The 19,254-nt window shown below is 39.5% G+C and carries 26 protein-coding genes and 1 pseudogene; 6 read left to right on the top strand and 21 right to left on the bottom strand.

Annotation, left to right across the window (positions count from 1 at the left end):
* The first annotated feature begins 311 nt into the window (after positions 1 to 311).
* Positions 312 to 845 (top strand): glycine cleavage system protein R, encoded by a 534-nt coding sequence (locus H5163_RS14105; RefSeq protein ID WP_145241549.1) that lies wholly within the window; start codon positions 312 to 314, stop codon positions 843 to 845.
* A gap of 10 nt (positions 846 to 855) precedes the next feature.
* Entirely contained in the window at positions 856 to 1,332 is a 477-nt protein-coding gene (bcp, locus tag H5163_RS14100) for a thioredoxin-dependent thiol peroxidase (protein ID WP_145241547.1), read from the top strand.
* Between the two features lie 126 nt (positions 1,333 to 1,458).
* On the opposite strand, the gene H5163_RS14095 is transcribed toward bcp, so the two are convergent.
* The 3 genes from H5163_RS14095 to H5163_RS14085 all read right to left on the bottom strand — a co-directional run bounded on the left by H5163_RS14095 (position 1,459) and on the right by H5163_RS14085 (position 3,650).
* Entirely contained in the window at positions 1,459 to 1,968 is a 510-nt protein-coding gene (locus H5163_RS14095; protein WP_259399824.1) for a nuclear transport factor 2 family protein, read from the bottom strand.
* A gap of 85 nt (positions 1,969 to 2,053) precedes the next feature.
* A complete protein-coding gene (locus H5163_RS14090; RefSeq protein ID WP_182731891.1) occupies positions 2,054 to 2,935 on the bottom strand; it encodes an MBL fold metallo-hydrolase in 882 nt (293 codons plus the stop codon).
* Between the two features lie 67 nt (positions 2,936 to 3,002).
* Entirely contained in the window at positions 3,003 to 3,650 is a 648-nt protein-coding gene (locus tag H5163_RS14085; RefSeq protein ID WP_182735406.1) for a DsbA family protein, read from the bottom strand.
* A 117-nt stretch (positions 3,651 to 3,767) separates the two neighbouring features.
* Between H5163_RS14085 and H5163_RS14080 the strand changes: the two genes are divergently transcribed.
* The gene (locus H5163_RS14080; RefSeq protein WP_145241538.1) at positions 3,768 to 4,661 is read left to right on the top strand and encodes a LysR family transcriptional regulator; all 894 of its coding nucleotides are present in this window, start codon (positions 3,768 to 3,770) and stop codon (positions 4,659 to 4,661) included.
* Between the two features lie 38 nt (positions 4,662 to 4,699).
* Here H5163_RS14080 and H5163_RS21370 read toward each other — a convergent pair.
* Positions 4,700 to 5,102, bottom strand: a pseudogene (locus tag H5163_RS21370) (transposase); the annotation flags it as partial.
* On the opposite strand from H5163_RS21370, the gene H5163_RS14075 reads away from it, so the two are divergent.
* Together H5163_RS14075 and H5163_RS14070 are read left to right on the top strand one after the other, a co-directional pair.
* Positions 5,102 to 5,884: a hypothetical protein gene (locus H5163_RS14075; RefSeq protein WP_182735405.1), complete on the top strand. Its 783-nt coding sequence runs from the start codon at positions 5,102 to 5,104 to the stop codon at positions 5,882 to 5,884. The pseudogene H5163_RS21370 and the gene H5163_RS14075 overlap by 1 nt on opposite strands.
* A gap of 432 nt (positions 5,885 to 6,316) precedes the next feature.
* Entirely contained in the window at positions 6,317 to 6,586 is a 270-nt protein-coding gene (locus tag H5163_RS14070; RefSeq protein WP_145241534.1) for a transglutaminase family protein, read from the top strand.
* Between the two features lie 34 nt (positions 6,587 to 6,620).
* On the opposite strand, the gene H5163_RS14065 is transcribed toward H5163_RS14070, so the two are convergent.
* The 5 genes from H5163_RS14065 to H5163_RS14045 all read right to left on the bottom strand — a co-directional run bounded on the left by H5163_RS14065 (position 6,621) and on the right by H5163_RS14045 (position 11,608).
* Entirely contained in the window at positions 6,621 to 9,149 is a 2,529-nt protein-coding gene (locus tag H5163_RS14065; RefSeq protein ID WP_182735422.1) for an excinuclease ABC subunit UvrA, read from the bottom strand.
* A gap of 366 nt (positions 9,150 to 9,515) precedes the next feature.
* The gene (locus tag H5163_RS14060; protein WP_259399823.1) at positions 9,516 to 10,076 is read right to left on the bottom strand and encodes a hypothetical protein; all 561 of its coding nucleotides are present in this window, start codon (positions 10,074 to 10,076) and stop codon (positions 9,516 to 9,518) included.
* Positions 10,036 to 10,416: a hypothetical protein gene (locus H5163_RS14055; RefSeq protein WP_149982881.1), complete on the bottom strand. Its 381-nt coding sequence runs from the start codon at positions 10,414 to 10,416 to the stop codon at positions 10,036 to 10,038. The genes H5163_RS14060 and H5163_RS14055 overlap by 41 nt, the downstream gene beginning before the upstream one ends.
* Positions 10,417 to 10,549: 133 nt before the next feature.
* Entirely contained in the window at positions 10,550 to 10,966 is a 417-nt protein-coding gene (locus H5163_RS14050) for a hypothetical protein (RefSeq protein ID WP_145241528.1), read from the bottom strand.
* A gap of 81 nt (positions 10,967 to 11,047) precedes the next feature.
* Entirely contained in the window at positions 11,048 to 11,608 is a 561-nt protein-coding gene (locus H5163_RS14045; RefSeq protein WP_182735404.1) for a hypothetical protein, read from the bottom strand.
* Between the two features lie 216 nt (positions 11,609 to 11,824).
* Here H5163_RS14045 and H5163_RS21365 point away from each other — a divergent pair, with 216 nt between their 5' ends.
* Entirely contained in the window at positions 11,825 to 11,953 is a 129-nt protein-coding gene (locus H5163_RS21365; RefSeq protein ID WP_259395715.1) for a hypothetical protein, read from the top strand.
* Between the two features lie 152 nt (positions 11,954 to 12,105).
* On the opposite strand, the gene H5163_RS14040 is transcribed toward H5163_RS21365, so the two are convergent.
* The 12 genes from H5163_RS14040 to H5163_RS13980 form a co-directional block, all read right to left on the bottom strand.
* The gene (locus H5163_RS14040; protein ID WP_145242890.1) at positions 12,106 to 12,417 is read right to left on the bottom strand and encodes a hypothetical protein; all 312 of its coding nucleotides are present in this window, start codon (positions 12,415 to 12,417) and stop codon (positions 12,106 to 12,108) included.
* A gap of 86 nt (positions 12,418 to 12,503) precedes the next feature.
* The gene (locus tag H5163_RS14035; RefSeq protein ID WP_041408593.1) at positions 12,504 to 12,725 is read right to left on the bottom strand and encodes a hypothetical protein; all 222 of its coding nucleotides are present in this window, start codon (positions 12,723 to 12,725) and stop codon (positions 12,504 to 12,506) included.
* Positions 12,726 to 12,846: 121 nt separating this feature from the next.
* Complete coding sequence (locus H5163_RS14030; protein ID WP_182735403.1) at positions 12,847 to 13,389, bottom strand: hypothetical protein; 543 nt, start codon at positions 13,387 to 13,389, stop codon at positions 12,847 to 12,849.
* Positions 13,390 to 13,465: 76 nt separating this feature from the next.
* Positions 13,466 to 13,960 (bottom strand): hypothetical protein, encoded by a 495-nt coding sequence (locus H5163_RS14025; protein WP_182735402.1) that lies wholly within the window; start codon positions 13,958 to 13,960, stop codon positions 13,466 to 13,468.
* Between the two features lie 62 nt (positions 13,961 to 14,022).
* A complete protein-coding gene (locus H5163_RS14020) occupies positions 14,023 to 14,502 on the bottom strand; it encodes a hypothetical protein (RefSeq protein WP_182735401.1) in 480 nt (159 codons plus the stop codon).
* Positions 14,503 to 14,619: 117 nt separating this feature from the next.
* Positions 14,620 to 14,895 carry a hypothetical protein gene (locus H5163_RS14015; RefSeq protein ID WP_182735400.1) on the bottom strand — a complete coding sequence of 92 codons (276 nt, stop codon included), beginning with the start codon at positions 14,893 to 14,895 and terminating at the stop codon, positions 14,620 to 14,622.
* 95 nt (positions 14,896 to 14,990) lie between these two features.
* On the bottom strand, positions 14,991 to 16,799 hold the full coding sequence (locus H5163_RS14010) for a DUF4209 domain-containing protein (protein WP_182735399.1): 1,809 nt from the start codon (positions 16,797 to 16,799) through the stop codon (positions 14,991 to 14,993).
* 107 nt (positions 16,800 to 16,906) lie between these two features.
* Complete coding sequence (locus H5163_RS14005; RefSeq protein WP_068381261.1) at positions 16,907 to 17,146, bottom strand: hypothetical protein; 240 nt, start codon at positions 17,144 to 17,146, stop codon at positions 16,907 to 16,909.
* 106 nt (positions 17,147 to 17,252) lie between these two features.
* Complete coding sequence (locus H5163_RS14000) at positions 17,253 to 17,555, bottom strand: hypothetical protein (protein ID WP_182735398.1); 303 nt, start codon at positions 17,553 to 17,555, stop codon at positions 17,253 to 17,255.
* Positions 17,556 to 17,653: 98 nt separating this feature from the next.
* A complete protein-coding gene (locus H5163_RS13995) occupies positions 17,654 to 17,902 on the bottom strand; it encodes a hypothetical protein (RefSeq protein ID WP_182735397.1) in 249 nt (82 codons plus the stop codon).
* A 104-nt stretch (positions 17,903 to 18,006) separates the two neighbouring features.
* A complete protein-coding gene (locus tag H5163_RS13990; protein ID WP_182735396.1) occupies positions 18,007 to 18,309 on the bottom strand; it encodes a hypothetical protein in 303 nt (100 codons plus the stop codon).
* Between the two features lie 145 nt (positions 18,310 to 18,454).
* Positions 18,455 to 19,087 (bottom strand): hypothetical protein, encoded by a 633-nt coding sequence (locus H5163_RS13980; RefSeq protein ID WP_182735395.1) that lies wholly within the window; start codon positions 19,085 to 19,087, stop codon positions 18,455 to 18,457.
* Positions 19,088 to 19,254 lie beyond the last annotated feature (167 nt).

Here is a 19,254-nt window from a genome sequence, read left to right as displayed (position 1 = left end):
ATATGAGTGGGTTATGCCGATTTGGTTCAGTGTAAAGCCAATATTAACTTTACGTATCTTGTTTTTATGCAAACCCCGTTACTTTAGGGCACGGCTAAACGTAAATGTAAGCCAGTCTATATGCAAAATTTTAACTATGGTACTTTCCCATGCCACTAAAAACAAGAAACACCGTGCTTTAATAACAGCTTAATTATCTCGGCCTGTAGTTTAGCGATTGTTTTGTGTTAAACTTCGCCGCCGTGTGGTGGTAATTGCCGGCTCAGCTTACTCTGATTGTTATTAATAATATAACCTAGGTACTTGAATTCATGACTGCTTTTTCAAATCATCAGATCGTTTTAACTGCTATTGGCGATGATCGCCCTGGTATTGTCAGTGAATTAACCCAATTAGTCAGTGACTGTCACTGTAATATTATTGATAGTCGCATTGCCATCTTAGGCAATGAATTTACATTTATTATGCTGTTATCAGGTGATATGTCGGCAATCAGCCGCATTGAACACACCCTGCCCCTCAAAGGCATGGAGCTGGGCTTACTCACTATGATGAAGCGGACAGCCAGTCATACTCAAAGTGAATTTTGTGCCGGCTACACCCTCGAATATACAGGTATCGATACACCAGGCACGTTAAGTAAAGTTACCCGCTTTTTTGCCGACAACCACATTAGTATTTGTTCTTTAAAGTCAGACACCTATGACGAAGAAAAAGATACAAAAATGCGCTGTGAACTGGAGTTTAACATTCCTGTTGAGGTTGACATTGATACGTTTAAAGTCCAATTTGAAGATCTGTCGCGTACTCTAAACGTAGATTACATATTTCGACGCATTCGCTAAGGAGCAAAGCATGAACACAATTAATCCATTACAAGCCGGTGACAAAGCACCCGCTTTTAGCCTACAAAATCAAGATGACGAAACAATCGTCCTTGCAGAGCTATTAAAAGAGCAGCAAGTATTAGTGTACTTTTATCCAAAAGCATCAACACCTGGTTGCACCGTGCAAGCTGAAAACTTACGTGATGAAAAAGCCGTGTTAGCACAGCTAAATACCCGCGTGGTTGGTATCAGCCCTGATCCGGTAAAAAAATTAAAGAACTTTGAAACCAAAAAAGAATTAAACTTTGACCTACTTTCAGACGAAGATCACGCGATTGCAGAAGCATTCGGCGTATGGGGCTACAAAAAGTTTATGGGTAAAGAGTACGACGGTATTCACCGTTTAAGCTTCTTGATCGGCCAAGACGGAACAATAAAGCACTTTTTCGATAAATTTAAAACCAAAGACCATCATCAAGTGGTGCTGGATTATTTGACTAAATAATCGGTGCTAGGTGCTACAGAGTTGAACTTAAGCGTTGCCTATTGGCAACGCTTTTTTTATGCACGAGAGTACGAAATAAAAGCGCACCTACAACATACTTATAGTTGTTATTAAAAAACTACTTTTTTACATGACATCGCTAACGGTTTTACTATCAACAAATTGTTCAAAACTGATGATCTTACCCTCTTTGAGTATCCATAAATGGGCGACTCTGGCCTTAAAAAATTTGCCTGTGGCTTTATTGGTTCCGCTATAGCTACCATAAGCAAACACCTTGTCGCCAGCAGCAACATAGTCTTCTACCGCAAAATTATAACCATTCCATTCACTGCCTAACCGTACAAATACATTTTTTTCAATTTCATCAAAGCCTTGGTAGGTTCCGGCATATGGAAAACCAGCGGCTTCCGTCCATTGTGTTTCGTTTGTTATATAACGCTTGAGGTTTTTACCGTTTTCTTCTGAGGTCTTACCTTCATAAGTACTTTTTACAATATCAAGATTGGTCATCGATTTAGTCTCCAGATTAAAACTATTGTAATATTCTAATGACGATATTTTGGCAGTGGTACTGCATGCTTGAAGCATAGCCAAAGCCATTACTATCGTGATTACTCGCTGAATTTCCCCCATGAAATGAAGCCTGTACAAAGAGTTGAACAGACCTTTCAAACTGCAAGCAGCTTGAAAAGCCCTAAATAAATTTAAGCTGTAGTAATTAGCCCCAAGGCATCTCGCCCATAATAACTTTGGCACTTAACGCCAATACGCTATCGCCGCCAATATTTGGATAGCTTGCTTTCATTTTACTCATCAATTCACTTGAATTAGCTGAAGACTTGGCTGCAGCTTCAAAGTCTTGAATGTATTTGCGAGTAAAGTGCACCGCTTCAATAGTCAATGGCTTATCACCTAACATATGACCAGAGATCACAGTTTTAGGATGCAGCTGCTTAATAACATCAAGGGTTTTATACCAACTTTGACGTGATTCAGGTGTTTGCGTATCTGCTAAAAAAACATGCATGTTGTTAAATACCACAACACCACCCAACATAGTTTTAGTCGAAGGGATCCATACAAAAGTATGTTTTGGATCATGACCGTCAAGACCAACAATATTCACTTTTTCACCATCAACCAATAAGGTGTCGCCTTGCAATACTTCTGGCAAAACTAGTTTTTGCGGTGCGTTTTCTTTAAGAATTGGCCCCCAATAAGCCTTTTTAGGCGCCATTGACGCTTTAATATAATCTCGGGTTTTAGCAGTTGATAATACCTTAGCATCAGGATAGGCCTCGGTGATCACGTCTAAGCCAAAATAATAGTCAGGATCACCATGACTAATGTAAATAGTGGTTAATTTTTTACCTGATTTTTTAATCAACTCAACCACTGATTGTGCGTCATTACGCTGAAATTGCGCATCAACTAAAACCGCTTCGGTTGGACCGCTGATCAACACCGAACTAACTGGGAACGTGCTTTTTTGTTGTGGATTAAACACACTGGTTTCAAGTGTTGCACTAACCGCATTGGCAGATACTGCCATCATTGTAGCAAGCGTGCTTGCCTGAATTAATTTAGATAAAAATGTCATAGTAGCCTCTAAAATGTCGCTCATTTAGCGAGTAAATTGGGTGTTTTTAAACGTGTAAAATTATTGGTTAATCAATCGTATTAATTAATTGTTTTACATAAGCTAACCACTGCTGTGGCTGACCGTAATAACGCGAGTGGTCTAATTTAGTAAATGCGCCATCGCTATGCTCAAACGCAAGTGTTGGAAACCCACTACCGCCAACTAAATTCAACATCTGCCGCGCTTTAATTATTTGCTGCTGCGTTTTTTCGCCACTAAAAAGGTCAAACGCATTTAAAAAAGCCCTAGAGCTAGCACCAAGTTGAGTGGCTATGTTAGCTAAATTAGCTATATCAGACTGAGAACGGCCAAGTACAAATTGATCAACTTGCATTCTATGCAGCATGGCAACAGTATTAAGACCTAAAGATCCACCAGCTAATAGCGCCGTGATCGGCGTATCTGAATCTAAAATTCGCTGCTTATCATCTAATAACGTTTCATAATAAGTTGGACTAAATACTTGCCCCGTTAAACTCGTGATCCTGTTATCCATGGCGATTATTTGCTGATGAAAATCAGCTGATAACTGACGTTTATTAGCCCCTGAAAATAAGCCGCCGCCATGCAGCTTAATATCTATTGTTGTTAATTGAGTGAGTTCATCAATCAGCGGTGCGACGGCATAACACCAACCACACTGCGGATCCATAATGAAATGCAAGGTCTTCATTTTATTTTCCTGTCAGCAGTATTAAATTTATGAAACAAGTATAAATTGCAAATATGTTGCAATAAACATCACAACAGGCAATAGTTAATTGCATATATCGAACATATAGGAAATAAAATGGACAGGATCACCGCAGCTCAAGTCTTTGTTAGAATTGTCGAGCAAGGTAGTATGGTCAGCGCAGCGCATTCGTTAGATATGTCGCGCTCGATGGTAACTAGGTACTTAAGCGAAATGGAAAGTTGGGCGAATAGTCAGTTATTACATCGCTCTACGCGTAAACTCACGCTCACCGCCGCAGGTGAAAAAGCTTTTGTAAATTGTCTGTCGTTATTAGATTTAGCCAAACAAGTGTCTATCCCTTTAGAGCAAGATCATGTCGCACAACCTGAAGGGTCGATCCGTATTTCTTGCTCTCAATTTGTCGCCGCTAATTTATTGCCAGCAGTAATTGATCAGTTTTTAGATGAGTATCCCAAAGTACATATAGATATTCATATCAGTAACCAAGTAACTAATTTAGTTGAAGATAGAATCGATCTAGCAATACGTATTACCAACGACTTAGACCCCAATATCATTGCACGCCCGCTGGGTCGTTGCCGCTCAGTGTTATGCGCCACCGAAGATTACCTAAATCGTTTTGGTTACCCTGTTTACCCTGATGATTTGGCCAAACATAATTGCTTAATTTATTCTAATTTTGGAAAAAGTTTGTGGCATTTCAGCAAAGAAGAACTCGCGGTTGTTACTTCAGTCGCCGGCAACTTCAGTGCGAATGAATCAATGCTCTTACTTCAATCAGCACTCAAAGGACGCGGTATCTCTTTGCAACCTAAACATGCCGTACAACAGTTGATCAATGATAAAAAGCTGGTTCATGTGCTCCCCAACTATGAGCCAGCGTCCTTAGGTATTTACGCCATATACCGTTCTCGCAAACATCAATCTATCGCGATTAGAAAGTTACTCGAGCGCCTAATTGCGCATTTTGAAAAAACAGACACTTAAAAATATAAATAACTTAAAATTAATAAGCGCATAAATCAGCTAATGCTACTTAAACGCTCGTGGTATTGCTCAATCGTTTGATTCAAAAAGGTGAGCTCTGTTTTACTCAATTTTACATCTTGCAAATACTTTTTCGTCAATAACGTAGCTTTACACAGCTTATGCCAGCGTAGAATTATAGCTTTGTCATTAAGTCTATTTGCTTTTTATCATCAACTTAAGTGCTAAATGCGTGTGATTACTCATCACTGCATACGCACACACATCAATGCAACTACCTTACTTAGCCAATTTGAGTAGTTTATCTTCTACCCAGCCTCTGCGGTGCTCGTAGGACTGACCTGTAAAACGGTCTTCACCGCATAAAACAGTACGGCGTACACACAGGGAAATACAATGACCAAATTTTAGGCTGAGTGTCTTGCTTATTGTCTTGCTTATTGTTGAGTAAACCAAGACTTAGTAATTCAACTCTAGCGAATACCACTGAAGCGATAACCTCATTTACGCCACTAACCTTTGGTACTTATACTGCTTCGGTTAGTGTAACGGACTATGCAGGTAATACGGTTGTAAAGCAGATTTTAATTGCTGTTTCTATGCATGATGTTAGCTGGCTTGGCACTGTTAGCGGTCGTTTGGTTGATTCTTTAAGGCGAGGCCTCGCTAATGTCGCTCTCTTTTCAAGTGAAGCAATAACAGACAGTTTATATTTCTCTACGGATGATAATGGCTATTATCAAACAGTAATAGGCGTAGGAGCAGAGAAGAAATTTAGCATTATGGGTTTTAGCTCTCCATTTATGTCTGCTAACGTTGTGACAGATCAGCAGGTAACTGCCAACCACTTTATTATTGACTTAGGAACAAAAACAGCATTTATTAAGCAGAATGTCCGTATTGGTATAACTGCTTGTGGAGGATATAGTGGCCCTACTGAGCTTGAGCTTAGATTTAACGCATTAGATTTCACGTTAGAAGGGGGAGAATTAGATCAGCGCGTCTATAGCTCTCAAACAATTACCATTGGCAAAACCAGTGAGTTTTCACTATTCGCACCTTTTTTATATCGTGTTGATACAGATGATTATCCTGTTACTTGGATAAAAAACACCGAAAAAGGAGATTATGATAGTAAGGAAGAATGGCAATTAGATTTACGTGCTAACTCAAATGATGTTGTTGAGCACACATTTGAAGTCTGTGACCAGCTCACCCCATAATGATTAAAGCTTGCTTGATAAACCTTTATCGAATTTTCAGCTTAGTTCGATTCAATTTATCTTAATAAGAAAAGCTTTTGTACTAGTACAGAAGCTTTTTTGTATAGTAAGTGTGGGTTATCTTTTAGTTGTTATAGTCTCAGTCAACTCTTTTAGAAAACATAAAAATCAAACTAGACAGCCACTTTTATTGAGCAACCAAAACTGTGTTACCAAGCTTGCTCTTTTAGATTAAAAATCATCCCTTTTTATATCATCACTCACACAACGTTTTTAAATGAGTAGATATCACTGATTTTTAGTGAGACGTTCAAGCTCTATATCACCTAGATACACCAAGATTTTAGTATTGAATATCGCGAAGATAGCCCACCATTACCCGCTAATGAAACCTTTAAAATTAACAAAGGATCTTGTAGTGAATTGTCTTAGATGCAAATTAATCTGCTGCGCCATTTTGGCATTGCCGTGCGTTTTGTCAGCGGCTATTTCTATTTTGATATGGAAACCCCTTCGATGAACTGCACGCTTGGCAGAGGTTTTTTACCTGGTACAGGTTGGTTAGGTTTTAACCCCAACCATGGTATTTTGACTGATAATACCCACTTTGCTGTCGCGTCCAGCGCCCCCCGAAAACACCATGCCTATTTATGGTGGTATACGGGGCAGCGCAACATCGCAATTAATCACCAACTTAAGTAAAGAAAAACGTCGATAACCTAAAGTCAGGCTAATGCTAAGGCGACAAAAAGGGTGCTGTTTGGCTGGCCTTTGACTTAGCGACATTGGCCGGTGGTCCTTGAGCAACAATATTCCCACCTTCATCGCCCGCACCAGGACCAATATCAATGACCCAGTCACTACGGCTCGCGACCTGCATATCGTGTTCAACCATGATTACGGTGTTACCTGCGTCTACCAGACCATTTAATTGCAACATCAACATAGCGACATCTGCGGGATGAAGGCCATTAGTGGGTTCATCGAGAATATATAAAGTGTCACCGCGTTGCGCTCGTTGCAACTCAGTAGCTAATTTTATCCGTTGCGCTTCACCGCCCGATAATTCGGTTGCAGGCTGACCAAGCCTTAAGTAGCCGAGCCCCACTTGCAACAAGGCATCCAAAGCGCGCGCTATTAAAGGCTCATCCATAAAAAATTCACGAGCAGTTTCGACGCTTAAATCAAGCACTTCAGCGATATTTTTATCTCGATAAGTAATATCGAGCGTTTCATCATTGTAACGCTGCCCTTGGCATACCTGACAAGGCGAATAAACACTAGGCAAAAACAACAATTCGACACTCACAAATCCTACACCTTCACAATTCGAACAACGCCCCTTAGCTACATTAAACGAAAAACGCCCTGCGTTATAGCGCCTCGCTTTTGCTTTGGGTGTGGCGGCGAATAGCTTACGTACATGATCAAACAAACCGGTGTAAGTGGCAAGGTTTGAGCGTGGTGTGCGGCCAATAGCTTTCTGATCCACGGTCACTAAACGTCGGATGTGCTGTATACCATCAACAATTTTACCGCTGGTGGCGATTTCTAATTCTTCCTCAAGTAAATCAGTCTCATCATTGGGTGCCTCGACGGTATTTTGCTGACCAAGGGCATCAGACACAAGCTCCACCAGCGCCTGACTGACTAAACTCGATTTTCCTGAACCCGATACACCGGTAACGCTAGTCATAAGCCCTAGCGGAAACTCAATGTCGATATTCTTCAGGTTGTTTCGCTTAACCTGAACTAATTTGAGCCAAGCATTCGGCTGTCTTGGTCTATGTGCTGCACTGTCATCTTTACTAAACACAAATCGACCAGTGTGAGACTCGGTTACCTCGCGCAAGCCCTCAAGCGGACCACTGTAAATAATTTCTCCGCCATGGGTTCCAGCATTGGGACCTACATCAACAATCCAATCTGCATGGCGAATAACGCTAACATCATGCTCTACCACAAATACTGAATTACCCGCTGCGATTAATTCATCTAAGGCACCTAGCAATGCTTGAGTATCAGCGGGATGCAGACCGGCTGAGGGTTCGTCTAATACGTAAACGACACCAAATAATTGAGAGCGGATCTGCGTTGCAAGGCGCAGGCGCTGTAGTTCGCCCGGAGATAACGTGGGCGTACCACGTTCAAGCGACAAATAACCCAAACCAAGTCGAGTAAGCGCTTCAACACGAGTAAGAATATCGCTGGCAATACGCTGTGCGACGATGGCTTTTTCTCGATTAGCGGTGTTATCGTCGGGCTTGCTATTAGCAGTATCCTTTAACCGCAACGCCAACTCAGTCAGCGTCAATTGCGACAATTCACCAATATCAAGTCCAGCAAATTTAACCGACAGTGACGCTTGTTTGAGTTTTTTTCCCTGACATTCGGGGCATTGAGAAATCTGCATAAACTGCGACATCCGCTTTTTGGTACGCGGGCTTTGCGTAGTAGCAAACGACTGCAAAATAAAACGCTTGGCGCTTGTATAGGTCCCCATGTAATTGGGCTTTTCCCCTTTATCAATTGCCTCTCGTATTTGGCTAATATTGTAGTCTCGATAAACCGGCACTTCAGGGGTTTCATCGGTAAACAAGATCCAATCCCGCGTTTTTTGCGGCAATTTTTTCCAGGGAGTATCAACTTCATAGCCCAATGCAATCAAAATACGCAATAAGTTTTGCCCTTGCCATGCTGGCGGCCATGCCGCGATAGCGCGTTCCCTAATGGTCTTGCTGTCATCTGGTACCAACGACTTCTCTGTCACTTCAAATACACGACCTATACCATGGCATCGCTCACAAGCGCCCTCTGGGGTATTTGGCGAGAAGGCGTCAGCGTAAAGTATATTTTGACCTGTTGGATATTGCCCTGCACGGGAATAAAGCATGCGCAAGCCATTAGAAATCGTGGTAACACTACCAACAGATGAACGCACCGATGGAGTTCCTCGCTGCTGTTGCAGTGCTACTGCTGGCGGTAACCCTTCAATTGAATCAACATCTGGCTCCTCTACTTGATCAATCAAGCGACGGGCATAAGGCGAAACAGAATCTAGGTAACGACGCTGAGATTCCGCAAACAAAGTGCCAAAGGCCAATGACGACTTTCCTGAGCCAGAAATACCAGTAAAAACCACCAAGGCATTACGGGGCAAATCAACATCGATGTTTTTTAAGTTGTGAACCCGTGCACCTCTAACTTGGATACATTCATCAGGCTCAATATGACTAGGTTTGTTTTTTTGTCGAAAGATTGTTATCTCCTTTTTTGTAGCGTGTTGGCATAAAAAAACCACCTTACGGTTTTATAGATATGGAGGTTGATGATAAATTAGCAAGGCTAAAATTATTCAGCATAATTGATTGGAATGAATTTATTTTGGCAGGATAAGTCAGGCTTGACTCCTTACCCAACGAAAGAGCCATAACAATTTACCGTGGGTGAATAATATCTATCAGATCACAGTAACCAACTCGGCTCAAGGTTAAAAAACAATCAAGTAAAATGTGTAGAACCAGTTCCTAAAAAGAGTAATTCTACAGCCTGAACGCACGCCTAAACGGCGAGCAACTTATTGCGAGTCCAGCGGCCGCAGGCCGCGATGTTTAAGGAGCTTGTTATGTACCTATTCACTCATGAGCTTATAGGCAATTGGGTACTCATTTTTGTAAGAATCAGAATTCAAATGTTCAGCTAATGAGGCACAAGTATTTTCTTTTTCGGACTGACTCATTTTGTTAAATAGAATGATCTTATTTCTTGAAACTTGCTTTGCCATTTCAAATAGCTGTTCACGCATATCTATTGGAGTTCTATCTAGCCCGTCAGTTAAATTAGCAACCGCAGAACTATTTAGAGTCTTCCATTTATCAATAGCTTCTGAAAGTAGCGCTCCTTTTTCAGGTGCTTTCCGTTCGCACATGAACTTTATAACATCTACTTTTTTAATGTAGCCATATATTATTCCAACTGCCTCTCCCTCATTTTCGGCATCTAACTCAGAGTTTGAGTGAGCAAAACTGGATATCATCGCAGCAAAAACAACTATAAATACTCTCATACTCAACCTAGGCACATAACGTTTAACATATGGGGATTTTAGGAGCGCTTTTTCAGCGAGTAAAATTCCCACCATGATATTTTTGTTAGCACTTAATTGCATATTTCCAATTATCTCTATTGGCATAAAAAACCCAAGTTAAATTTTGAGGGACAAGATACAACTCTAGTATTTCTGTAGATTTCTGAAATTCAAAAAATGACTCAATAGTGAATTGGAAAGAATCACTCAAACGCTTGGGTTCTCCTAACTTATGATAAATCCGCTCGAAAATCTCGAAAGCCCAAACTGATTCAGCATTTTTAAATTCAGGAGTGTCAGTAAATACTTTTGTAAATGCAGCTAAATCTAACCATTGTTCAGTTTCTGAATTTAAGCCTTTAACAATTTTCCAGGAACCATCTCGTAGATACAAATCATCGTTGAGTGAGGTATCAATAATGGAATCCAAGCTTAAAAAATTCACAGTTCTATCCTTGAGTGCTAACGCCAAGCTCACCTGCAGTTTTAGCGTTGAGCAATTGTGTAAAATTGAGCTACGCGACATACACAATTGAGCGTAGCAAAAAATGTCAGGTGCAGCCTTTTGATAAGTGCTTTCACCACCATTTGGGATACTCTTTAAATGTATTAGCCAGCCCCTTCTTGACCCGTGGAGCCAACAACAATATGGAGTTGATATTTGCTGCGCTTGACGACATGCGCTCATCTCTAGGATTTATTTCTAATTCTGTGGATGCATCCGACCCACGTACTGCAAATAAGACATAATCACTCATATCTCTAAGTGTTGCTTCTTGAATCTGACTTAATTCTTTCTCAAACCGATCAAGTTCATCCGTTTCAATCCAGACATGAGGATAGTTAAATTTCATGCTTTGGGAAAGAGGGTTGTCATCCGGTTTGGTTTTAAGTTCTATTTCAATAGAAAATGCAATAGAACTAGTTCGCCCCTCAATCTCTAGTGGCTCAAGAGACAGCCTGAATCCATCATTTGTATATTCGATAGCACTCATATTTTTTAGCACTAAACGCCTGAATAATGTGTGAGCTAGTTTGGCAGTTTTATTGCGCTGTTTGCAACTAAAAATGACAAACTAAAGAGAATCACTATTTATTCTCTTGTTAGGCATACTTTTCTCTGTTTTGCGTATATATAGATTAAGTACAAGAAGCAACAATAAAGAAAATAAAACGTGTATACCTGAATTTGAGCGAGCAATACCAAATTCTTCCACTGAGACATCTGCGCTGTTTAATTCTAGCCATGATGCATAGTATAAATGCTGATCTCCAGTCCACAACGAAATAACATATGAATTTTCATCTGGAAATCCAAGCTCATCTACTACATGAGATGGGTAATCACCCAGAAAGAACTCTATGTGAAAATTTTTCACATAGTTCTCAATTTGTTGGTTTGCTTCTACCCAACCAATTAGCTCTGATTCGCTAGGAAATAAAGCTTTATCAGCTTTAAATTCGTTTACGTAATTTACCATTAAGTTTAAATCATCACGAATACTATGATAATAGCGAATACTCTGCTCGATACTTTCCTTATTAGAATCAGAATAGGTTCCTCCTCCGGTGGAAAATATGAAAAGCCACACAAGAAAGTAAAGTGAAATGGTAACGTTGAGTGCAATCTTTATCATGTATCCCTAACGCCTCGTTAAGAGGCAAAAAATTGTTGGCTAAAATAAGCGACGGAGGAGCAAAAGCCAACTGTTTTTTGTCCTGCTTTCACGACTTGTTAGGGCTTTTCATACAACCCAAGCCCGCAGTTATTACAACATCGTTTTTTAACAAATGAAACATTTTGATTTGCGATAAACGGTAAGGAACAGCGAGGACATGGAAAACGAGTAATTTTGAAAGCAAATCTACCTAAGAAAAACACCCAAAGTAAAAAAGCTAAAACAGCAACGATTGCCGAACTTATAAAATTACTTAGAATTGCGGCAATCGCAAAGTTGAGCGGAAGACCAAATATTAAATAGGCTAAGGCTATCCAATTTCGTCGCCGATATTCACTCCATTGTTTCGGTATACGCTTGAACATTGAGAAAACCCTAACGCCCGCAGCTGCGGACGCCTTGTAGTGACGAAGGAACGAAAAGGCGTTCCGACAGACTGCGTTTGTTATACGATACTACGCCCAAATCATCCACCCCAAAAATAAACCAACAGCAAGACAAATATAGACAACCCATATTGGAAGGCTAGAGTCAGACCGAACCTCCATTATAGCTCCTTGACTGTGTAGTCCCAATATCTCATCGGCCAACTCGTGTTTTGGGTGTTCTTTGAAAAACTGAATTAAGGCATCCTGTACTTTTGGAACCCATGATGATGGGTGATCACTATCTGAATCGTAATTAAGCGCAGCACGCAAGGACGGAATCCCGCCATCAATTCTTGCCTCTATATTTTGAGCCTTTTTGTAATATTCAGAAATATCCATAACCTGTCTTCGTATAACGCTACAATATGGCCCGCGCGCTGTTTGCGCGTCCCAGCCCAACTTGTTGGGCGAACATAATTGACTTGTTATATGCACACCAACTCCAATTCAGCGTCACTTGGTTCAAATATCTCTAACCAGAGAGTAAAACCATTTTCGTCACTACACTCCAGATCAAATGCACTGTCGTAAACCTCAACGATTGTTGCAATGTCACCAACACGAGGAGATCTTGATCCAAAGCTACCTTCATTATATTTAAAGTTTTTATTCAAAGACTTAATTTTAACAACAGAGTACTGATTCATCAGAAGCCCAAGTGCATATAACGCCCTGTTAACAGGCAATAAAATAGTTGGTTAAAATAAGCGACGAAGGAGCAAAAACCAACTGTTTTTTGTCCTTGTTTAACAGCTTGTTAGAGCTACATTACTCCTTGAGTTTTATGAGCTCTTTTGATGGTTTTAATTGACCTATATCAGGATAAAGCGACCTGAGTTTACTTGTATCTCTATCATATTGATCTCCGATGTTTACTGCTATATCGAGACAACCATCTACTCGTATTTCACCGAGATATTTTACTTCACCTTTTTCAATTTTAAATGGAGATAAAACTTCTTCATAATCTACATCTAACATTGGATGCCTTTGCTCGAACCAAAAATCATATGATCCGGCAGGCAATGATACAATTTGAAACAAGCCTCTCGATTCTGGGAAGTCTTTTTCTACATATCGATTGGTTACAAAAAACTGCGATTTAGCTAAATTTAATATTTGTTCATCAGATTCTTTTTTAAGAGCCAAATAAACACTATGTACAGTACACTCTTCAATTGAAGCAGTTGAAAAATAAGCGATGCCGCCATTAGTTAATTCCGTAGCTGATAATTTAGGTTTAACATGAGGATTAACACAGCCAGTAAGCCCTAAAATTAAAAGAACAAAAAATAGTTTAAATTTACTCATAATTTCCTTGTAGCTCTAACGCCCCAATATGCCGCCGAAACGAGCGCAGCGAGTTGAGGTCGGAATAATTGGTTTGTTAGGGGCCAATTGACTCATTTAAATTAGAAAGTTCTTGTTCAGCAAACCTAAAAGGCAATTCCTTTATAAACCAAGTTCCTCCAGCTGTATATCTTGAAGCGCTGTTATCTTTTGGGACGTCTCTTGAATTTGCGATAGTGATTTTAAAAAGACGCTTATCATTGGGGGAAATCGCCACGTCGAATTCTAAAAGTGTGTGCACCGGAAAAGCATCTGGCTTTATTTTAATATGGTATTCGCCAGCCTTCGCATGGAATCCGAGAAACCCTGTTGTACCAAGGCATCCTTTTTCGATGTCGTTTAATAAGACTTTCAAGCAAACCGTACCTCCATCATGTTCTAGTGGCCGGTAAAAGTAGATCAGTGCTTTATCTTGATTACTTGGCATTAAACCTGTGAACAAAGGTCCAGTAGCAGCTGGATTCATGCACCCGAACAAGCCGAATGAAAGTACGATAATAAATAATAGTCTCATATATTCCCTATTTGCCATGCGAAAGCCCCTAACGCCAACAGCAAGCGCGCCGTTTCTTGGCGTCGCCTTGACTGTTTTTGTTATGTTTTTTTACTGATTTCATTTAGAAACTCTTGCGGGTTAGTTACGAACTTAGCCGCATTAGACTTTTTAATGCCATTTTTTAGCTCAAACTCATTAGCCTCAACGACTGACCTAAACTCCGGAAAGAACAGAACACAGCTGAGAGTTTTGGCCGCTTTAACTACTTTTATAATGATTTCGTTTAGATTCTGATTTAGGTCTAACCGAATGTGTATACCATCGATTGTTTCGCTCTCGAACCAAACTTGAATATCATGCTCTTTCTCATTACCCCAGGTCAGTAATTTTGCGCTCCAAGATTTTGATGAAGGAAGAACCTCACTCAGCACAGTTTTAAACTCTGAAGCGGGCTGCCTACTTTTCCAAGCGCACTCGGTATCGTAGCCCTCCTCATCATAAAGTGCAGATGAGCTATAGCTATTTTCCTCAGCCCAAGAAGCTGGGATTAATACTACTGAAAATTGCCAAGCAGCCATGACTCTCCTGAAACATAACGCCCACTTAAGCGGACAAAAATTGTTGGTTAAAATGTGAAGCGAAGCGGAACCTAACCAACTGTTTTTGTTCCGTTTGAAGTTCTTGTTATATGCCTTTTAGACAAGCCGATTTTTATCTTTTACATAAAAATTGATAGCCAATACCCAAAACGAAACTAAAGCCAACAATGCTATTTTGTCATATTTACGAAGAAATTTATTTGCAAACACCTCTTCTAGTGCTTTCATTGAACCTTGAAGCTCAAAGTTGGCAACCATATGTTCGCCTAATAAGGTAATAGCTAAGTGAAAAACCACACCAAGTATTAATGCCCACTGTGTTTTTTTAGATAAAGCTAAAACACAAAAGAATTCGATGAACCAATTAGGCATAAATACTCCTTTTTATGACTGGCATATAACGCCGCACTAAGCGGACTAAAATTGTGGGTTATAATGTGTAGCGAAGCGAAATGTAACCCACTGTTTTAGTTCCGTTTAAGTGCCTTGTTAGCTGTATTTTCTGGTTTGTAGTGTTGCTTCCAGTGGCTACCTAAAGGCAACATTACAATATGTAAAACTAGCCACCAAAGAAAGACAGGCGCAATGCCATAAAAATGGCCTGCTGGCATGTACCCATGTGACATTTGATTTCTCAAATCCCCATATATCTTATCTATTAATATAGCCTGTAGATTACCAACAATATCTTGCCCTAAAGCTTCAATAATAGCAGGATGATCTAATAGAAATTTAAGGCCACTTCTTTCTTGAGAACCGTCACCATGTAATGTTGTTGGTTCCTCCCCTTGAGTCCGCGCAACATACCTAAGTGAATTCTCAACCTGTGGAATTAGAATGTGACATGCACTAAGAAAATCACCTTCAAGGCCAAATGTAATACCCTTTATATAGAAGTGTTCATGCCCATAAGGTATGAACGGATTATTTTTTAAAATCCTCTCTAAGGCATACTCTGAAACATGATGCTGTATCATTAGCTCATCTAGAGCAGGTCGTATTTGCCCTTGTACTGCAAGTTGATGATCAATTCCGATATTTTTCATCATAGTGGACCAAGTAGCAGGCCCGTCTTGTTTATCATCAAGACCCATTCCAGATGGAACTGTAGCAACGGTGATACCTTCATGATCTATATGCGTTCCGCCAAACATCCATGCAAAACTATTTTGCATTTGTTCAATAGCTTGTTCTTTAAGCCTATTAATATCTGTAGGTCTTGAAACCAAAACACCGAGTCTAAAAAGCATATCGAAAAAATCTTTACCTTGAACTTCAATTTTGGATTGATGAACAATTTCGCTAATGTCTTGAGGTGGAGTTGAAAACTCATGAAGTTGATGCAGGGATTCAACTTGATGATCTCTCATAGTCTCATATAGCTCAAGTCTTTCTTGTCTCGTATTAGGAACTTTCGACAAAGCATCGATTGCCCTAAGTATGCAGTTAGCGGCTATCAACCCACCATCTTGTAATTCAGAATCTTTAACGTGGCAAGCAGCTATTTCTCTCCAAATTTCTTGCTGTTTAATTTTATTTCGTGTTGAAATTGCCGAGTTCAAGGCACATTCCCACCCACTTATCGCTGTTCTCGTGTCGCCTAGTTCAAAACGAGTTTGAGCTATTTCTTCCGCTGTATTAAGAATCCAGTCATCATCACCTACACCGCATTCATGCGATAGTTTCAATAAACGTAAAGCATAAAAAGGCGAATCATCTAATTTTTTATTGTTTATTTCTGATGAAATAAAGCCTGATAATTTTTCAAACAAATCAGGTCGTTGCGAATCCCGACGAAACATGCAACTTAATCTTAAGGCTCGTTCAATTCGTTCTGCAGGATGAACCCATGAATCAGCTACAGCTAATAAATGCTTTGCTGATTCAATATATGACTCTATTGCCATATGTGCATGTTCAACACTTCCAGCTTTTGTAACCCAAGAAATATCCGCTAATCTAGCCTTTAATTCAGGTATTGTTACAAACGAACAAAACTGAGAAAGAGAGTTCAAAGACTCTTTAGAAAAATCATTTGCAATAAGCCCTCTTCGGTCTTGCATAATAAACTTTGGTGAAAAAGGAGCTTTCGGATTTTCAGGCTTTAAATGCATAGAGCAAGTTGCAGACAACAACTTTGCAGCTTCGGAGCCTTCAATGCTCCCAAAAGCAGATTCCAATTCATAATACACGGGTCGTTTACATAATCTTAGAATTTCATCTTGATCTAATGACTGTAACTCTTCCAATGTAACATCAACTTCTTGAATAGACATATAAACTCCGAGTATGACTTACAGCTAACGCCCCAAGCAGGGGATTTTATGAGTGTTTTTCAGCGAGTAAAATTCCCGCTGACTTGGCTTGTTAGGAATGCCTTGTCTTACGACCATGACAGCTCCTTTGTAATGTTGTCACCAACGTAAAATTCGTTTACTTGTATATCGGCTATTGGAACAAGATTGCTATATTCCTCATTGAGGAAGTCAATCATTTCATCCAAACTCCAAGGCCCTAATGATGCCTTGTAATCAGGGTACTCTTTTTGAATTTGCATCCAATCATCATAATGTTTTTTTGACAACACAACATTGGTTTCTGTATAGATTAAATGTAGCTCCATTACTTCACTGGCTTCCTAACGCCCATTTAATGGGCAAATGATAGTTGGTTAAAATGGCGACGCAGGAGCAAAAACCAACTATCATTTGTCCCTGTTTAATTTCTTGTTATGTTGCAGTTTGCTGCAATAAACCGGTAATGGCTATGAATAAGACGAAAAGTACGAATGTTAGTCCAAACAACCTTATTGCTTTAGGCGCATCTTTTTTAATCTTGAGCTGATTAGCAATGCCAAAATCAAAGTTGAAATACCACAAATACACTTTATCTAAGCTCCATAAAGTGAGAAAAACATAAACACTTAAAAGCCCGTAATATTCAACATCTCCGAAAAGTAAAAATAACATTATCACTAATGCTAATAAGACTATTCCGAAGCTAATTTTTTTGACTCTCTCGACGATATCCATATGCAACATAACGCCTCAATCAGAGGCAAAAAATAGTTGGTTAAAATTAGCGACGCAGGAGCAAAACCAACTGTTTTTTGTCCTACTGAATTGACTTGTTAGGTGTTTTTTCTTCCATAGTATTTATAAAGAATAAAAAACGTCAATCCTGTTATGCCTATTTGTATAACGTAAAGAGCATGAATAGCAGGAAACAATACAATCATTGTCACTGGTATTGAAGCAGATAAACCTATAACACAACCAGCGTGGATTTTATGAATAGTACCTTTACCACCTGCAATAAACATAGAATATCCAAGGATTAATAATTGTCCTGCAAGAATTAGTATAACTGCACCTGCCATACTCGATAAACACCTAACGCCCTGTTAACAGGCAAAAAATAGTTGGTTAAAATTAGCGACGAAGGAGCAAAACCAACTGTTTTTTGTCCTTGTTTAACAGCTTGTTATACGTTTTTACTGCTAACTATTTTATTACAGGCACTTACTACTTCAGCTTTATAGTGCTCAATAATTTCAGCTAATTCTTTATCTGATTTAGCAAGAAACTCAGAAGAGCAATTAGCTCTAACATGTTTCAATGGCAAATGATCCGTGTCCGACTCAATTACACCAAAAACGTGAAATTCTGTGTCCCAGCATTGTTCATATTTTCTATTGCCAATACGCCAAAGTCCGATGACATTGTCTAGATAATCTTCATCGCTTTCAAGTAACTTAGTAGCAAGTTGTATTGCATCATCAGACATTTAATTTACACCAAACTCTAGAAACGTATAACGCCCGCTTAAGGGGCAGCCAACGCTACTACTAACTTTCCGCATAACACCGTAACCACTAAAACCAACGCATAATAAAAATGCCACGCGTTGGCTGTCCCTCTTGAAGCGTTTGTTAGGCATTTTTCGTCGTGTTACGCCACAGCTCGTTACCCACATTAGTCATAGCTTCAATAATTTCAAAGACATACACTTGTGTAACTTCAAGGTGGACTCTAGCAAATTGATGCGAATTTAAATTTAGACTTTTGGCAACAATTTTAAGTTGCTTACTATGCAGATCCTCGTCTAAGTGTCCAGCATTGTGAGCAATGATATTCCTTATATCTCTTGCTTCGACGACTTTGCTCCAAGAGACAGTGCCAGTAGGAACCTCAATTTTGGCTATTTTACGCAGATAGTTTTTTGCTCGCTCAATACCTAAACCGCTATAGTCTTTTAAATTACAATTTAAACCTTTTTCGAAATGAAAGCTGTGGCACAGCTGGTTAAGGTAGTCTTCAAAAAGCGATACTAACATGAGCAAAAATGATTGTTTCTGGTATTGAGGAAAAACTTTTTGAAAGTGCGCGCCTAAATCATTGCGATACTTGTACCTATCCCAACAAACGGACTCATTGCTTTCTATATCAGATTCGTTGTACTTAATTAATTCTTCAGACCAATGCCGTTCTGATAGCTCGACAAAGATCCGGAATTTCTCTAAGTTAGACAAAAAATACAAAGTCACTTGATCAGATTTCTGCATTTTACCTCCTGATGCCTAACAGCTTATTCAAAGGACCTAAACCCACAAGTTGCAGACAGAAAATCCTTCGAGTTTTTTAATACTTTCAGTCTAACTCTGTATCTAAATGTAAATCAAGGGATTTATATTTGTTGTTTTTTTGTTGTTGTAAAATACAAGAAATAATC

This window comes from Pseudoalteromonas sp. SG44-8 (genome assembly GCF_014164125.1).
Classification (GTDB): Bacteria; Pseudomonadota; Gammaproteobacteria; order Enterobacterales; family Alteromonadaceae; genus Pseudoalteromonas; species Pseudoalteromonas rhizosphaerae.
This window is presented reverse-complemented; position numbering and strand designations above follow the sequence as displayed.

What these genes read in the sequence shown, in the direction of transcription:
- H5163_RS14105 (WP_145241549.1), top strand. Translation starts at nt 312, where the DNA reads ATGACTGCTTTTTCAAATCATCAGATCGTTTTAACTGCTATTGGCGAT.
- bcp (WP_145241547.1), top strand. Translation starts at nt 856, where the DNA reads ATGAACACAATTAATCCATTACAAGCCGGTGACAAAGCACCCGCTTTT.
- H5163_RS14095 (WP_259399824.1), bottom strand. Translation starts at nt 1,968, where the DNA reads ATGGGGGAAATTCAGCGAGTAATCACGATAGTAATGGCTTTGGCTATG.
- H5163_RS14090 (WP_182731891.1), bottom strand. Translation starts at nt 2,935, where the DNA reads ATGACATTTTTATCTAAATTAATTCAGGCAAGCACGCTTGCTACAATG.
- H5163_RS14085 (WP_182735406.1), bottom strand. Translation starts at nt 3,650, where the DNA reads ATGAAGACCTTGCATTTCATTATGGATCCGCAGTGTGGTTGGTGTTAT.
- H5163_RS14080 (WP_145241538.1), top strand. Translation starts at nt 3,768, where the DNA reads ATGGACAGGATCACCGCAGCTCAAGTCTTTGTTAGAATTGTCGAGCAA.
- H5163_RS14070 (WP_145241534.1), top strand. Translation starts at nt 6,317, where the DNA reads ATGCAAATTAATCTGCTGCGCCATTTTGGCATTGCCGTGCGTTTTGTC.
- H5163_RS14060 (WP_259399823.1), bottom strand. Translation starts at nt 10,076, where the DNA reads ATGCCAATAGAGATAATTGGAAATATGCAATTAAGTGCTAACAAAAAT.
- H5163_RS14050 (WP_145241528.1), bottom strand. Translation starts at nt 10,966, where the DNA reads ATGAGTGCTATCGAATATACAAATGATGGATTCAGGCTGTCTCTTGAG.
- H5163_RS14045 (WP_182735404.1), bottom strand. Translation starts at nt 11,608, where the DNA reads ATGATAAAGATTGCACTCAACGTTACCATTTCACTTTACTTTCTTGTG.
- H5163_RS14040 (WP_145242890.1), bottom strand. Translation starts at nt 12,417, where the DNA reads ATGGATATTTCTGAATATTACAAAAAGGCTCAAAATATAGAGGCAAGA.
- H5163_RS14035 (WP_041408593.1), bottom strand. Translation starts at nt 12,725, where the DNA reads ATGAATCAGTACTCTGTTGTTAAAATTAAGTCTTTGAATAAAAACTTT.
- H5163_RS14030 (WP_182735403.1), bottom strand. Translation starts at nt 13,389, where the DNA reads ATGAGTAAATTTAAACTATTTTTTGTTCTTTTAATTTTAGGGCTTACT.
- H5163_RS14025 (WP_182735402.1), bottom strand. Translation starts at nt 13,960, where the DNA reads ATGGCAAATAGGGAATATATGAGACTATTATTTATTATCGTACTTTCA.
- H5163_RS14020 (WP_182735401.1), bottom strand. Translation starts at nt 14,502, where the DNA reads ATGGCTGCTTGGCAATTTTCAGTAGTATTAATCCCAGCTTCTTGGGCT.
- H5163_RS14015 (WP_182735400.1), bottom strand. Translation starts at nt 14,895, where the DNA reads ATGCCTAATTGGTTCATCGAATTCTTTTGTGTTTTAGCTTTATCTAAA.
- H5163_RS14010 (WP_182735399.1), bottom strand. Translation starts at nt 16,799, where the DNA reads ATGTCTATTCAAGAAGTTGATGTTACATTGGAAGAGTTACAGTCATTA.
- H5163_RS14005 (WP_068381261.1), bottom strand. Translation starts at nt 17,146, where the DNA reads ATGGAGCTACATTTAATCTATACAGAAACCAATGTTGTGTTGTCAAAA.
- H5163_RS14000 (WP_182735398.1), bottom strand. Translation starts at nt 17,555, where the DNA reads ATGGATATCGTCGAGAGAGTCAAAAAAATTAGCTTCGGAATAGTCTTA.
- H5163_RS13995 (WP_182735397.1), bottom strand. Translation starts at nt 17,902, where the DNA reads ATGGCAGGTGCAGTTATACTAATTCTTGCAGGACAATTATTAATCCTT.
- H5163_RS13990 (WP_182735396.1), bottom strand. Translation starts at nt 18,309, where the DNA reads ATGTCTGATGATGCAATACAACTTGCTACTAAGTTACTTGAAAGCGAT.
- H5163_RS13980 (WP_182735395.1), bottom strand. Translation starts at nt 19,087, where the DNA reads ATGCAGAAATCTGATCAAGTGACTTTGTATTTTTTGTCTAACTTAGAG.